10 protein-coding genes are annotated in these 15,589 nt (G+C 40.9%); 5 read left to right on the plus strand and 5 right to left on the minus strand.

The features are described 5' to 3' along the window. Nucleotides 1–96 precede the first annotated feature (96 nt). The 4 genes from leuA to FTU44_RS06375 all read right to left on the minus strand — a co-directional run bounded on the left by leuA (nt 97) and on the right by FTU44_RS06375 (nt 7,873). The gene (gene leuA, locus FTU44_RS06360) at nt 97–1,794 is read right to left on the minus strand and encodes a 2-isopropylmalate synthase (RefSeq protein WP_180049870.1); all 1,698 of its coding nucleotides are present in this window, start codon (nt 1,792–1,794) and stop codon (nt 97–99) included. 428 nt (nt 1,795–2,222) lie between these two features. After that, nucleotides 2,223–2,906, minus strand: coding sequence for a Fe2+-dependent dioxygenase (locus FTU44_RS06365; protein WP_100357541.1), 684 nt, complete (start codon nt 2,904–2,906; stop codon nt 2,223–2,225). Nucleotides 2,907–2,978: 72 nt separating this feature from the next. Continuing rightward, the gene (locus FTU44_RS06370) at nt 2,979–5,309 is read right to left on the minus strand and encodes a TonB-dependent siderophore receptor (RefSeq protein WP_180049872.1); all 2,331 of its coding nucleotides are present in this window, start codon (nt 5,307–5,309) and stop codon (nt 2,979–2,981) included. Between the two features lie 314 nt (nt 5,310–5,623). Then, the gene (locus tag FTU44_RS06375) at nt 5,624–7,873 is read right to left on the minus strand and encodes a TonB-dependent receptor domain-containing protein (RefSeq protein WP_005172757.1); all 2,250 of its coding nucleotides are present in this window, start codon (nt 7,871–7,873) and stop codon (nt 5,624–5,626) included. A gap of 265 nt (nt 7,874–8,138) precedes the next feature. Here FTU44_RS06375 and tig point away from each other — a divergent pair, with 265 nt between their 5' ends. The 4 genes from tig to FTU44_RS06395 all read left to right on the plus strand — a co-directional run bounded on the left by tig (nt 8,139) and on the right by FTU44_RS06395 (nt 12,498). After that, nucleotides 8,139–9,470: a trigger factor gene (tig, locus tag FTU44_RS06380; protein WP_005095580.1), complete on the plus strand. Its 1,332-nt coding sequence runs from the start codon at nt 8,139–8,141 to the stop codon at nt 9,468–9,470. A 195-nt stretch (nt 9,471–9,665) separates the two neighbouring features. Beyond that, the gene (gene clpP / locus FTU44_RS06385) at nt 9,666–10,271 is read left to right on the plus strand and encodes an ATP-dependent Clp endopeptidase proteolytic subunit ClpP (RefSeq protein WP_005095582.1); all 606 of its coding nucleotides are present in this window, start codon (nt 9,666–9,668) and stop codon (nt 10,269–10,271) included. 29 nt (nt 10,272–10,300) lie between these two features. Beyond that, nucleotides 10,301–11,611, plus strand: a complete 1,311-nt coding sequence (gene clpX, locus FTU44_RS06390; RefSeq protein ID WP_005095585.1) for an ATP-dependent protease ATP-binding subunit ClpX — start codon at nt 10,301–10,303, stop codon at nt 11,609–11,611. Nucleotides 11,612–11,781: 170 nt separating this feature from the next. After that, nucleotides 11,782–12,498: a DUF2846 domain-containing protein gene (locus FTU44_RS06395; RefSeq protein WP_100357538.1), complete on the plus strand. Its 717-nt coding sequence runs from the start codon at nt 11,782–11,784 to the stop codon at nt 12,496–12,498. Nucleotides 12,499–12,929: 431 nt separating this feature from the next. On the opposite strand, the gene FTU44_RS06400 is transcribed toward FTU44_RS06395, so the two are convergent. After that, nucleotides 12,930–14,456, minus strand: a complete 1,527-nt coding sequence (locus tag FTU44_RS06400) for a fumarate hydratase (protein WP_180049874.1) — start codon at nt 14,454–14,456, stop codon at nt 12,930–12,932. A gap of 699 nt (nt 14,457–15,155) precedes the next feature. Between FTU44_RS06400 and FTU44_RS06405 the strand changes: the two genes are divergently transcribed. Next, nucleotides 15,156–15,395 carry a DUF2171 domain-containing protein gene (locus FTU44_RS06405; RefSeq protein WP_005095591.1) on the plus strand — a complete coding sequence of 80 codons (240 nt, stop codon included), beginning with the start codon at nt 15,156–15,158 and terminating at the stop codon, nt 15,393–15,395. Nucleotides 15,396–15,589 lie beyond the last annotated feature (194 nt).

The raw sequence follows: 15,589 nt of genomic DNA on the forward strand, positions 1-15,589 counted from the left end.
AAATCTTGAGTATGAATAATAAAAGGATACCACTAGCGGATATCCTTCTAAAGTCATTTTAGTGCTATGAATTATCGCTAATTCTAATACAGCCGGTTAGACCGCAGCAGCGATTACCTGATCAGTGCTTAATACACCTTGATCAATCAGACGGTTGGTCGATGCAAGAATTGCTTCGATCGAAGAGGTCACGATGTTGTCATGCACACCCGCACCAAAGGCAGACTTGCCAGTGCCTTTGACTTGCAGTTCAATCAAGGCCAAGGCTTTGGCATGCGCACCTGAACTGATGCTGCGCTCTTCATAGTTCACCACATCAATCGGTAACTGAAGTGCATCCAAGATTGCAGAAATTGGACCATTGCCTTCACCACGAACACGACGTGACTGGCCATCAATTTCAAGATCAAGCTCAATCACCTGATTGCCATTATCATCCGACAATTTGTAGTTTTTCGCAGAATAGTGAACGTTTTTAGCATCCACATAGGTTTCCTTGAACAACTTCCAGATTTCGGTCGCGCTGATTTCAGTGCCTTGTTCATCGGTACGTTTTTGTACGATCTGAGAGAATTCAATCTGTAAACGACGCGGCAAGATCACGTTGTAGTTCGATTCTAACAAATAAGCAATGCCACCTTTACCTGACTGTGAATTGACACGGATCACTGCGTCGTAGTCACGGCCCAAATCTTTCGGGTCGATTGGCAAGTACGGCATATCCCAGATTTCTTGGTTTTTCTGGAACTCGAAACCTTTTTTGATGGCATCCTGATGCGAACCCGAGAATGCTGTGAAGACCAAATCACCAGCATATGGATGACGCGGGTGCACAGGTAAACCGGTACATTCTTCCACAGTCGCAATGATTTCATTGATGTTGGAGAAATCCAAATTCGGTGCCACGCCTTGGGTATACATGTTCAAGGCAATCGCAGCCACGTCAACGTTACCAGTGCGCTCGCCATTTCCGAAGACACAGCCTTCAACTCGGTCAGCACCGGCCATCATCGCCAATTCAGAAGCGGCAATGCCACAACCACGGTCATTGTGACAGTGAACTGAAATGATCACACCATCACGACGCTGGATGTTGCGGTGCATCCATTCGATTTGATCGGCATAGATGTGTGGACCTGAGACTTCTACCGTTGCAGGCAAGTTCAAAATGACTTTATTGGTCGGTGATGCTTCCCAGATTTCAGTCACAGCATCACAGACATCTTTTGCAACTTCTAATTCAGTCGCAGTGAAACATTCCGGGCTGTACTGGAAGACAAATTCAGTTTCAGGCTGTTTTGCGGCATATTCTTTGACTTTTTGTGCTGCATTGACGGCTAATTGTTTTGCGCCCGCTACATCTACATTTAAGACTTTCTCGCGGAAAGTCGGTGAATTGGAGTTGTAGATATGCACAATGGCACGTTTTGCACCCTGTAAAGATTCAAAGGTACGAGCAATTAAATGATCACGAGCTTGAACCAAAACTTCGATATAAACATCTTCAGGAATATGATCTTCTTCAATCAATTTACGAGTGAAATCAAAGTCAATTTGCGATGCTGAAGGGAAACCAATTTCAATATGCTTGAAACCGATTTTCACCAACATCTGGAACATCTTGAATTTTTGCTCCATGTTCATTGGCTCGAAGATCGCCTGGTTACCATCACGCAGGTCAGTACTCATCCAGATTGGCGCTTTGTTGATTTCATTGTTCGGCCATTGACGGTCTGGTAAGTCCACACGTTGATACATGCGACGGTATTTTTTACTTGGATCAGCCAACATCATGAGAGAGCTCCTTGTGTAACCTGATAGAGTCTGCGCTTGGTTGAAGCACTGGCAAAGGTTACCGAATAGATTGTGTCTATAATCGTCTACATACAGATTGGAACCAGCATTAAAACTAAAAATCTTCTGGAATATTTGGGATTTAGTTTTAATCAAAAAACCTGCATGATCAACTTATAACTTTAAGTTTAATCCAGTTAAACCGAAAAGTTTTTGCTTTTTTAATAGATTTTAGTCGTATCTTAATAAAGATTTTCTTATAAGCTTTAAGTTTTGAAAAATATTCCCATATATTTTAAGTATAGTGTTTTATATTTTCTTGATTTTGAAATAAGCCGTTATTTTTTACACCCAATCATGCCATATCAGCCTATATTTTTAGAAAAGATAGCCCTAGATGGCTAAAGGCATTTAATCCGGGCAAAATTTTAAAGCTCGGCCCATTTGCGCATGAGGTTGTGATACAAATTGGTCAGTTTCATAACTTCTGCATGCTGATCGCCCAATTGCATTCTCAAGTTTTGAATGCTTTGATCCAGATTAAACAGCATATGCCGTTCAGCATCATCACGAATCATGCTTTGTACCCAGAAAAATGAGGCAATTCGGCAACCTGAGGTGATTGGGGTGACTTCATGCAAACTGGTGGATGGATACAGAATCATATCCCCGGCAGGCAGTTTTACTTCGTGATAGCCATAGGTGTCTTCAACCACCAGTTCACCACCGGCATATTCTTCAGGTTCACTCAAAAAAACCGTACAGGATAAGTCGGTTCTGAGACGTTCATTCGTGCCACGAATACGGCGAATGGAGTTGTCGACATGAAAGCCAAAAGCTTCGTTATTTTCATAACGGTTGAACAGTGGGGGAATGATATCGAGTGGAATCGCAGCCGATAGAAATAGCGGATGTTGACCCAATGATTCAAGAATAATATGACTTAAATGATGGGTCAGGGGATGATCTTCAGGCAATTGCTGATTCTGTTTCACCGTTGCAGAGAGCGTACCAGCCGTAACCTTGCCATTCACCCACTCGATTTTATTCATCTCCTCACGGAAATATTGCACTTGTTCTTTGCTCAGTACGTTTGGAATATGATGCAGCACGAAGACTTTTCCTGAATATTTTATATTGAAAATAGCATAGCCCCCATAAGGAGGCTATGCGCTTACATTGAATTAATATTTAAAGTTGATTGCCAATACTGCGCTACGGCCTTCTGCTTCAGTGGCATAGTGAGATGCATAAGCTTTGGTAAAGTAACGTTCATCAGACAGGTTGTTGACGTTCAATTGTAAATCAACATTTTTATTTACGTTATAACGTGCCATCGCGTCGTAACGTACATAGCCCGGAACATATTTTGTATTCGCAGCATCGCCATAGACTTTATCCATTGCCACAGCACCCGCACCTAAAGTTAAAGCTGGAGTTATTGCATAAGTTGTCCACAGGGTTGCAGAGTTTTTAGGCACATTCTGCATTTGTTTACCTTTGGCAGGGTTATCCGGTGTACACACGCCTTGACGGTTACAAGATGGGCCTGGATTCACAGTTTCGCTGTCTAGATAAGTATAGCCAGCTGAAACTGCCCATTTATCGGTAATGTTACCGTTTAAGCCCAATTCGATACCATCAACTTGGGTTTCACCGCCATTAGTATATGTACTAGCATCCAGTTGAATCCGCGTATTTTGTTTTTCTGTTCGGAAAATGGCAGCAGTTAAATTCAGTTTTTCATTTAATAAGTCCCATTTTGTTCCGATTTCAAAAGTACGAGCTTCTTCAGGGTCAAGGTCTTTATTGTTGGCATTGACTGTTCCTTCAGAGCCATCACCTGCATCAATCCCTACTGGGTTTGCAGAAGTCGAATAACTCGCATAGATCGAACCATTTTCTACAGGTTTAAATGTTAAGCCTGCTTGATATGAGAAAAAGTCCGTATTGTTTTCAATTTTTACACCGGTTGCATTGGTTTTAAGTTCCGTATCGAATTTATCCCAACGTGCACCTAGATCGACTATCCATTGAGGATTGATTTCGATGCTGTCTAATAAATAGATAGATGTTGTTTCTGCAGTTGTTGTGGTGACGGCTTTATTTACAGTAATACTGCCTAACCATGGATCTCGTGAATTAGGGTTGAGAGCAGAAGTACACCAGTATTCAGATGCAGCACCTTGTCCATAACCGTAATTTGTAGAACATGCACCAGATGCAGGGTTACCTCCAATTGGGTTGGTCATTACAGGTTTACCATCTTTATCAAAGACTGGGTTGCCAGCAGCATCAACTGTTTGAACAGGTTCAACATTGCCAGAATTGTTAACTGTATAATTGCCTTTATCTGATTCTAGATAACTATATTCAGCACCGATGTTAAAGCTATGTTGTAAAGCACCTGTATTAAACTTGCCGCGTAAGCTTAGCTGATCGCTATAGCCTTCTGTGTCGGTAATACGCGTATTGGCACGGCGCCAAACTTCATCATTGGCAATATTTTTTTGACTATCGTCAGGTTGAGTCCATACATAATCATTTTTTGATCGGGTATAACTTGCAATGTTAGAAAGTGTTAAATTTTCATTTAAATCATGTTCTAACTTAAATGTACCAATTTGATTTTCTTGTTTTTGGAAGTCACGATTAAGCCATCCGTAGTAAATGCCTTGTTTTACATCAATGGGTTTACCAATAGTATCAGCAGTTCCAAGTGTCCCGTAAGGTACACCAGCATCAGGCGTATCATCAGACTTTAAGTAGTAATAGCCCAAAGTCGCGCGAGTAGGGGTGTCCAGACCAAAGCTAATACTTGGCGCAATACCGGCACGTTTATATTCCGCACCATCTTTCTGGCCAGCTTTTTCATTATGATGGCCCATTACCGCAACACGTGCTGCGATACCATTTCCGAAATCTTTATTGCCATCTAAAGTAATACGTTGATAGTTATCTGTGCCGCCAGCGACCGAGCCTTCTAAAAAGTCACCTTTCTTCGCAACTTTAGAAATCATGTTGATGCTACCACCGGTCGCTCCTGCGCCGCCCATGGCAGACGCAGAACCTTTAGTCACTTCGACCTGTTCGACAGCAAACATTTCACGGTTTTGTGAAGTGGCATTACGAACGCCGTCTACATACATGGAGCTTTCAGAGTTATAACCACGAATAAACGGACGATCGCCGTTTGGATTGCCCCCTTCACCTGCACCTAGGGTAATACCCGGCACAGTACGTAAAGCATCACTTAAAGTCGTCACTTGCGTATCTGCAATCAGCTGTTTTGAAATAACGGATACTGATTTTGGTGTGTCGAGTAAAGGAGCAACAAATTTGCTGTTTGCAGATTGATCTACTTTTAAGCTGGGTGCTTGTTCAGCTTTGACTTCTTGATGAATGGTGTCAAGTCGAACTACATTTTCTTCAGCAATTGCATGTGTTCCGACAATTGATAAAGACGAAACAATTGCAGAGGAAACGATTTTTTTACGTGTTTTAATAAAGGTCATGTTAAACCTAAGAAATGAATTTGAAAATGTATGCGAATAATAATGATTCTTGTTTTTACTTTGATCTTTCTATCATGGGAATTCATGATCTTTAAGAAAATGTTAAATGAGTTCTTAAATGTAATGATGTAACAATAGTTATTTAAGTATTTGTTTTTAATTAATATTGAAAAATAAATTGGATTGTTAAATTTTTATTGATAATAGTGATGTATATGGAAGGGCATGAATTAAAAAGGTTTCGGAAGGTGCTGGTCTAGCGACAATAAAAAACCCTGCTAGGGCAGGGTTTTTTATTGCAATTACTTTAAGTTTTAGAAGTCATAAGACAGAGATAACCAGTAGTTGCGATCAGGAATATATGTTCCTGCTAAACCACTTGTAGTTTTAGTATAAAGAAAGGCATTTTCTACATCATTATCACTGTTGATGAACGTTTTGTAGTCGCCAAAGTCTTTGTTCAATAAGTTATTCACTCGACCTGAAACCGTCACTTGGTTACTTACTTTATAAGAAGCACCTAAATTGAATAACTCATATGCTTTTAATTTATTACCAACGGCATCAATCTCGCGACTTATATTTACATCATTAAGATTAGGATTCGTGAAGCGAACACGATCAGATTTATATTCAGCTTCTAACCATGTGGTGAACTTATCATTAACATACCAAGTTCCTGTGAAGTTCAAAGCATGACGAGGTGTATTTTCAATAGGATTACCTTTGTTTTCACCTTCGGTAATTTCAGATTCTAACCACGTATAGTTTGCTTTTACATCAAAGCTTGGAGAGATATCGTATTTTGCACTTAGCTCAACACCATAGCTTTCAGCTTTATCAGCATTACCTTTAAAGCCGAAGTTTTGTTGATTATCGAAACTACCTACAGTCATACAGTCACTCGCAGGCGCTTGTCCTGCTGGGCGACCTGCCCATAAACAGTTTTCAAACACACGTGCATCGCTGACAATAATGTCTTTAAATTGAGTAAAGAATGCCGTAGTCGTTAAAGAGAAATTAGATAAGTTATCGTAAACGAAACCAAGCTCATAGTTTGTGGTTTCTTCAGGCTTAAGATCTGGATTACCCAAGGTCACGTTTCGACCTTGAGAGCTAAATCCGTTAATGCCGCTATGGAGATCATTGGCTGTTGGAACTTTATAGCCTGTGCTCACGCCACCTTTTAATGTCCATTGATCATTCGTATTCCAAACTAAGTAAGCACGAGGTGTGAAGTGGCCACCAAAAGCGCTATGGTCTTCGTAGCGACCACCGAAAGTGAGCGCAAGTGAATCAGTTAGATTCCATTCATCTTCAGCAAATATAGACCAAGAGTCTTGCTCAAATGCAACACTATTACCTGCTGAATTGTCAATGGTTTCACCATCTTTATATTCAACACCAGCAGTAACTTTATGATTGCCAAGCGTTGAAATTATACGAGAATCAACAGTTAAGTCTTTATTTTCTAAGATACGATCTTGGGTACCATCAGAGAAATAGTTGTATTCAGGAACATTACCTTTAGGTAAGCGACGACCTTCTTGTTCAGAAGTTACATAGCTTGCAAACGTTTTCCATTGACCGAAATTTAACTCAGTATCGACACCAGCAGAAATACGATCTCTTAAAAATTTGATTTCATCTTTATATGAGCCTGGGCCAGATGGTAAACCTGTCGTGCGGTTGAATTCGTAAAGTTCGCCTAAGCGAGCATCGCTATTATTGAAACGTTGTTCAGAATGATCGAAATCAACCCAAGTAGACACATTATCATTCAGGTTATAGGTCAATTTTGTACCAACAGCATAATTATTTGCTTCTACAGTACGAGGATCTCGTCCTTGACTACCTTCATCAATAGTTTTTGCAGGTGTCACAAGTCGATCTGATTCGTCACGATGGAAAAACTCACCGCGTACTTGAATGCCAAGCTTATCTTGAATCAATGGACCATTTACGACTGCGCTAGTTTTCCAGTTATTGCCAATCTCAGAATTTTCTTGAATATTTTGCTCAACAGAAACATTACCATTCCACTCAGAAGAGACCTTTTTGGTAATGATGTTGATAATACCGCCCATTGCATCTGAGCCATATAGTGTAGACATTGGACCACGAATCACTTCAATACGTTCAATAGAAGCTAAAGGTGGCATAAAACTGGTAGAGAATTCACCAAAACCGTTTGGGCCAATTGAGCCAGAGGTATTTTGACGTTGACCATCAATTAAAATAAGGGTGTAGCTTTGATTTAAACCACGCATTTGGATATTAAGGCCGCCTGTTTTACCTTGACCATTACGTACGTCAACACCAGGAACTTCTGTAAGTGCATCAGCAATGCTGGTAATGCCCTTTTTCTTTAGGTCTTCAGCAGTGACCACACTAATAGAGGCAGGTGCATTTTTTAATTCTTGTTCAAAGCCAGCCGCTGACACCACAATCGTGGAAAGTTGAGTTGTCGGAACAGATGTTGTGCTTGTTGTTTCAGCATGTGCAGCAGCTGTTGTAACCCCAAGAATAGCCACAGCTAAAGGTCGAAGATTAAAATCACGCATAACCAAAATTCCAATATGGAGAGAGTTCAGAGTTTTGTATCAAATTTGAAAGTGAATACTAGTGATAATATTTATCATTTGCAATAAAAATATACAATTCCTTCATTTCAATTTAATCGCCTGAATATTTGAAAAGATGCCAATTCAAGTAAAAAAAGGGTTTAAAAACTGGAACTCGCGCGTATTTTTTGTATATCCTTAAATGTTGTCATATAATGTGGCACATTTTTATAAACCTGTTATAACCTAATATATAGAGGAAGCCATGCAAGTAACTTCTGAAGCGGTTTCGGGCGTTGCCCGTCGTTTAAATGTTTCTGTACCGACGAGCCGTATTAATGAGCAATTTGAAGCTCGTTTAAAACGCACTGCTAAAACTGCGAAGATCAACGGCTTCCGTCCAGGTAAAGTGCCTGTAAACGTAGTTCGTCGTGAATACGGCGCGGGTATCTACCAAGAAGTGGTAAACGATATTATTCGTGACACAGTTTTCGAAGCAATCCAGCAAGAGAAAATCAATGCTGTGGGCATGCCAAACATCGAAAAAACTGAAATGAAAGACGACGCGCTGGTATATACAGCGACTGTTGAAGTTTATCCAGAAGTTGAAGTGAAATTCGAAGGTCTGGAAGTTGAACGTAAAGCAACTGAAGTCAACGATAAAGACGTTGAGAAGATGATCGAAAATCTTCAAAAACAACGTGCTGCTTGGGCTGAAACCAAAGGCATGGCTAAAAAAGACATGCAAGTGACTTTCGATTTTGAAGGTACGGTTGATGGCGAGAAATTTGAAGGCGGCGCTGCTGAAGACTTCAAACTTGTACTCGGTTCTGGCCGTATGATTCCTGGCTTCGAAGACGGCATCGTTGGTATGAAGAAAGGCGAAGAGAAAGTGATTGATGTAACTTTCCCTGAAGATTACCAAGCTGAAAACCTTGCTGGTAAACAAGCTCAATTCAAAATCACTGTGAAGCTTGTTGAAAAACAAAAACTTCCAGAAATTGATGCTGAATTCCTGGAAATCTTCGGTGTATCTGAAGAAGAAGGCGTTGAGAAGTTGAAAGCTGACGTTCGTAAAAACATGGAACGTGAAGTGAAAAACGGCCTGCGTAACCAGGTAAAAGGTGCGACTTTTGATGCGCTTGTTGCTGCAAACGAAGTTGAACTTCCAGCGGCTATGCTTGCTCAAGAAATTGACCGTCAACGTCAACAAATGATTCAGCAGTTCACTCAACAGTTCGGTGCTCAAGGTGCGCAAGCATTTGATTCAAGCATGCTTCCAGACGAATTGTTCAAAGAACAAGCTGAAAAATCTGTAAAACTTGGCGTATTGGTTAGCCGTGTTTTAGCTGATGCGAAAATCGAAGTAGATGCTGCACGTGTTGAAGCGTATATCCAAGACATGGCGTCTTCTTATGAAGATCCAAACGAAGTGATCGAATACTTCAAAAACGATGCGCAACAACGTCAACAAATCGAAGCTGTTGTACTAGAAGACCAAGTTGTTGATTACATTTTGGCTTCTGCTAAAGTAACTGATGCGACTGTAAGCTATGAAGACTTATTGAAAGAGCAGCAAGCTCGTCAACAAGCTTAATTTTAGCTTTCCATAAAAAAGGCGCTTGATGCGCCTTTTTTTCATATTGATGCCTGAAAAAAGCATTTCTGATTTTCACAAAACTAATGCAAAAAATATGATGGATTTATTGGCGAATTTTTTGCAATTTCAGTGATTATCCCTCATATTGTGATTATGGGTTAGGTCACAAAAAATTTAGGAATAAATAAACGTATGTATGTTCCAACGATTGAAAACGCTTTAGTGCCAATGGTGGTAGAACAATCCTCTCGTGGTGAGCGTTCTTTTGATATTTATTCACGCCTTTTGCGTGAACGTGTAATTTTTATGACGGGCGAAGTTGAAGACAATATGGCGAACCTTATCGTTGCGCAAATGTTGTTTTTAGAGGCTGAAAATCCAGATAAAGATATTCATTTATATATCAACTCGCCAGGTGGTTCAGTGACTGCAGGTATGGCAATTTATGACACCATGCAGTTTATCAAACCTGACGTGGTGACCTATTGTATGGGGCAGGCAGCATCTATGGGTGCCTTCCTGCTCAATGCCGGAACTAAAGGTAAGCGTTACTGCTTAGAAAATGCCCGTGTTATGATTCATCAGCCACTCGGTGGTTTCCGTGGTCAGGCTTCGGATATTGAAATTCATGCCCGTGAAATTCTATTTATTAAAGAACGTTTAAATCGTTTAATGGCTGAACACAGCGGTCAGGAATACGAGAAAGTAGCACGCGATACAGACCGTGATAACTTTATGACTGCTCAGCAAGCGAAAGAATACGGTCTTGTGGACGAAGTTTTAACTAAACGTCCATAAGTTTTAAAGATTCAGATAGTGGAGTAAATATGTCCGAACATCCTCAAGGACAAAAGCATTGTTCATTTTGCGGTAAAACGCAGTCTGAAGTCGGGAAGCTGATTGCAGGCGAGGACGCATACATTTGTAACGAATGTGTGGACGTATGCTTAGATTTGGTTCAAACCAGTCAACAGGTGGAAACCAATGACTGGGCCAATCGTCCTTTGCCGAAACCACAGGAAATCCGTGCGGCCTTGGATCAATATGTCATTGGTCAGGATATCGCAAAAAAGACCTTGTCGGTTGCAGTGTATAACCATTACAAGCGCCTGAAAGTGCAGAATAATGGCAAAAAAGCTGACGATTCAGTTGAACTTTCAAAAAGTAATATCATGCTGGTCGGCCCGACGGGCTCAGGCAAAACCTTGCTTGCACAAACGCTTGCGCGCCTTCTTGATGTACCCTTTGCCATGGCAGATGCAACCACACTGACCGAAGCAGGTTATGTGGGTGAAGATGTAGAAAATATTGTACAGAAGCTTTTGCAAAAAGCCGATTATGATGTCGAGAAAGCACAGAAGGGCATTATCTATATCGACGAGATCGACAAGATTACCCGCAAGTCTGAAAATCCATCGATTACGCGTGATGTATCGGGTGAAGGCGTACAGCAGGCTTTATTGAAAATGATCGAAGGTACGGTTGCTTCGATTCCGCCCCAAGGTGGCCGTAAGCATCCGCAGCAAGAATTCATTCAGATTGATACATCCAACATTCTGTTTATCTGTGGTGGTGCATTCTCTGGACTTGAGAAAATTGTGCAGCAGCGTCAGGAAAAAGGTGGCATCGGATTTACCGCAGAAGTGCGTAAAAAAGATGAAACCAAGAAGCTGTCTGATCTGTTCCGTCAAGTTGAAGCAACTGACCTGGTAAAATTTGGTTTGATTCCAGAATTTATTGGTCGTTTGCCGGTGATTGCTACTTTGGATGAGTTAGATGAAGAAGCATTGATGCAGATTCTGACTGAACCGAAGAATGCATTAACCCGTCAGTATCAACATTTGTTTGATATGGAAGACGTGGATCTGGTCTTTGAAGAATCCGCATTACGTGCCGTGGCAAAAAAAGCGGTTGAGCGTAATACTGGTGCGCGTGGTCTACGTTCGATCCTGGAAAATTCATTACTCGAAACTATGTATGACCTGCCAAGCCGCAGCGATGTCGGTACAGTAGTCGTCAATGAAGCGGTGATTAAAGGTGAAGCAGAGCCAGAATATCGTGCCGAGCGTCAACCGCATGAGCAGCAAGAGACAGCGACAAAAATAGATTTAAAAGTGGTGAATAGCAAATCTGCTTAACTGCTATTCATCCGAAACCTGCGAAAACTCCGTGTTTTCGCAGGTTTTTTATTTCCAAAAATAAAGCTGGATGTTAATCTGATTGACTAGGCGTGGATGCCTAAAACTTATAAAAAATAAATCGCAAAGCACTTGCATATAAAAGAATAAAGACGCAGTGAGGGATAAGCATGCGTGGAGTCGCAATTGTACTCATCAGCAGTTTGGCATTGCTGGGGTGTCATGGTAAGAAAGCCGTCGTTGAGCCTACACAGTCACTCAGCACTCTAAAAAATATTGATCTTGAAAAAAAACCGGGCTTTGTGGAACAGCATCGTATTGGTATGTTTACTATTGGTGGCTGGGTCAATCAAAAGCAGGGCAATCAGTTTCAAACGGTGAAACCACAACATGATCAAGCCGCCATCGTGTATTTATACCGTCCTGATTCCAGATGGAACCGTCAGGAAATTGTCGCTGCCAGCCTGTTTATCAATCAAGAACATATTCCAAGTCTTTTGCATAATCATTATTACTGGATTGAAGTTCCTACAGGAACATATCGTTTAAGTACCAGTCGACCGTTGGGTGCTTTGCATTTTCAGAAGCCTAAATATCTGGATTTTAGTGTGGAAGCAGGACAATCCTATTTTATTAAATATGATGAAGAAAATATCAGCACGCGGCGTAGTGTCTCGGGGCCCTTCATGCTCATGCCGGAAAAGGTCGGTCTGAATGAAATTGCTTTTACTCAGCTTAAATCTCACAGTTTTAACTTTGTGGCGCAAGATCAGGAAACTGGCCAGATTCGCAAAAAAGCCCAGAAAATTGAACCAACTGCTTATGATCCATCATTAGATGTACAGTTGAAGGCACCTTTTAAACTTTGGGATCCGCGTACTTGGTAATGGAACATTTCCCAGAATAAATATAATAAAAAAGCACCGATAGAGGGTAATGTTGATCAGTTAAGGAGTTTAGAAATAGACTCTTTAATTTTTTAGTCATTCACAGCGGAGTATTAATTTTATAAATCAAATTCTTGTAAATTATTTGTTACTTTGGTTTCGCCCAAATGAGAAGCGAAGCTTCGCAAGGAAGGCATCTTGCGGAGCAACACTCCTCATCCGCAAAACTCGTCAGCCACCATCGACTAGTAAGTTTGTCGCAGAAACAATCATTTTTAAATCTTGCGGTGCAATACACCTCATGCCTCAAACAGTTGCAGATGACTTTTCTATCTATCAGATATAATCATGAATTTCAAGAAGAAAATGCCAGTCAATTCCTTAACTGACTGGCATTACCGATAGAGGGTGCTTTGTTATTGCAGTCAAAATTAGCCTGCAGCAGCGTCCACGACTGGAATCTTGCCAATTTTAGCTTGCCAGATTTTCGGTGCAGTCGCGTGAATAGAAGTACCATTCACATCAACCGCGACAGAGACCGGCATATCTTTCACCACAAACTTGTAGATCGCTTCCATACCCAGGTCAGCAAAGGCAACCACTTCAGCTTCACGGATCGCTTTAGACACGAGGTACGCAGCGCCACCTACAGCCATTAAATAAGTCGCTTTATTGTCTTTGATTGCTTCAACGGCAGCAGGACCACGATCCGCTTTACCGATCATGCCAAACATGCCGGTCGCTTCAAGAACTTGACGTGTGAATTTGTCCATACGCGTTGCAGTGGTAGGACCTGCAGGACCAACGACTTCATCACCAACTGGATCGACTGGACCTACGTAGTAGATGAACTTGCCTTTAAGATCAACAGGAAGTTCTTCACCATTGTTCAGCATGTCCACCATGCGTTTGTGCGCAGCGTCACGGCCAGTGTAAATTGTACCGTTAAGAAGCAGCGTATCGCCTGGTTTCCAAGAGTTCATTTCTTCTTGCGTGATGTTGTCCAGATCAACGCGTTTAGACGTTGAAGAATCCCAAGTCACAGATGGGTAGTCTTCAAGTTTTGGTGCCTGAATATGTGCAACACCTGAACCATCAAGTGTGAAGTGTGCATGACGAGTCGCAGCACAGTTCGGGATCATACCGACTGGTTTACCTGCAGCATGACAAGGATAATCTTTGATTTTAATATCAAGTACAGTGGTTAAACCGCCAAGACCTTGTGCACCAATACCCAAAGCATTCACTTTTTCGAAGATTTCGATACGAAGTTCTTCAAGTTTAGATTGTGGACCACGACGAAGTAATTCGTCCATGTTGATCTCTTCCATCAATGCTTCTTTGGCAAGCATCATGGCTTTTTCAGCAGTACCACCGATCCCAATCCCTAGCATACCTGGTGGACACCAGCCTGCACCCATCGTTGGAACAGTTTTCAGTACCCAATCTACGATTGAATCAGATGGGTTCAACATTGCGAGTTTAGATTTATTTTCTGAACCGCCACCTTTGGCTGCTACAGTGATATCTACTTTATTACCAGGCACAAGTTTGTGGTAAATCACGGCAGGAGTGTTGTCTTTGGTATTCTTACGACCAAAAGCAGGATCGGCCAGAACTGATGCACGAAGCACGTTGGAGTTTTCTAAATAACCCTGACGTACGCCTTCATTGATTGCATCATCCAGGCCCATGGTTAAATCGAATTTAACATCCATGCCCACTTCAACAAATACGTTGACGATACCGGTATCTTGACAGATTGGGCGGTGGCCTTCTGCACACATGCGTGAGTTAATTAAGATTTGCGCGATCGCATCTTTAGCAGCTTTGTTCTCTTCACGATCATACGCACGGCTCATCGCTTGGATAAAGTCTTGTGGGTGATAGTAAGAAATGAACTGAAGCGCATCTTTAACCGATGTGATTAAGTCATCTTGCTTGATAATAGTTGTCATACAAATATCTCTTGAGCGGGCTGATAGCTAGCGGGCTAAATTATAAGACAAAAGAATCGGGTTGTGGGCATTTTGGGCGAGCATTGGCCGAAAGTTTATAGTTTAGGCAATTTAAAGGAGGACTTTAGCTGCTCAACGGGTCAAATATGACAGTAATTGGTCATATTTAGTGTCATATTTCAGACTAAAAATAGTCATATTTATTATTATTTTTGATTAAGTAGTTGAATTTTAATTATTTATTTAAAATTTAATAAAAAACCGGATTGTCATATAACTGTCATAAAACTTTTACATAATGCAGATATTGAAACGGGAGATCTTAACAATGGTTACAGGTATTTTAATGGCAAGTGGTTTTTGTGTATATATCGCTGCAACTTGGATGTATGGTCAGAAAGAAGATCAAGCCTAAGCTTCATCTTCTTTCTTTATTTTCAGGCATTAAATAATTAACCTTTCTTCACATCTTCACATCTTCACATCTTCACATCTTCACATCTTCACATCCAATTCATCAAGCTATAAAAATATCTGAATACTCAACTTCAAAAAGCATTTTTGTTATGTAGTGGGTTAAACCGTGCTAAGCGTTTACATTCTTAACCCTTCAAAACCCAAAGCCTGAAAACCCTTACACATGTGGCGTTTTTTATTGCTTAGACTGTTCCTCTCAACTTCTAGAAACAGGCAAATAGAATGAACAATTTTAATGCAAGTGATATTAAAGAACATGCTTCAGTCATTGCTTCATGTGGTACTCAAGTCGGGAAGGTAGACCATTTAGAAGGTCAGGATTCAATTAAATTGACAAGAAGTGATGATGAAAATAATGAGCATCATCTGATTCCCTTGAGTTGGGTAAGCGAAATCAAAGACGATAGCGTAGTGCTCAATAAAACAGCAGAAGATGTGCGTAAAGAGTGGACCACCTTATAAAAAATTAAAGTCAATGGACTGAAAAGCAGGGCTGTCTCAGCTTAATTTTTTATGTCACAGACTTTATTAGGGCGTGTCCTCATTTGAAAAATTGGTTTTAAATACTTAAAATCCTCCTTTAAGCTCTTTTGATTTCTATATTTTTTCAATGGCACGTACTCTTCTCACCGATGATATCTGGCAGCAAATTCAAG

This window comes from Acinetobacter sp. YH12105, assembly GCF_013419095.1.
Classification (GTDB): Bacteria; Pseudomonadota; Gammaproteobacteria; order Pseudomonadales; family Moraxellaceae; genus Acinetobacter; species Acinetobacter pseudolwoffii.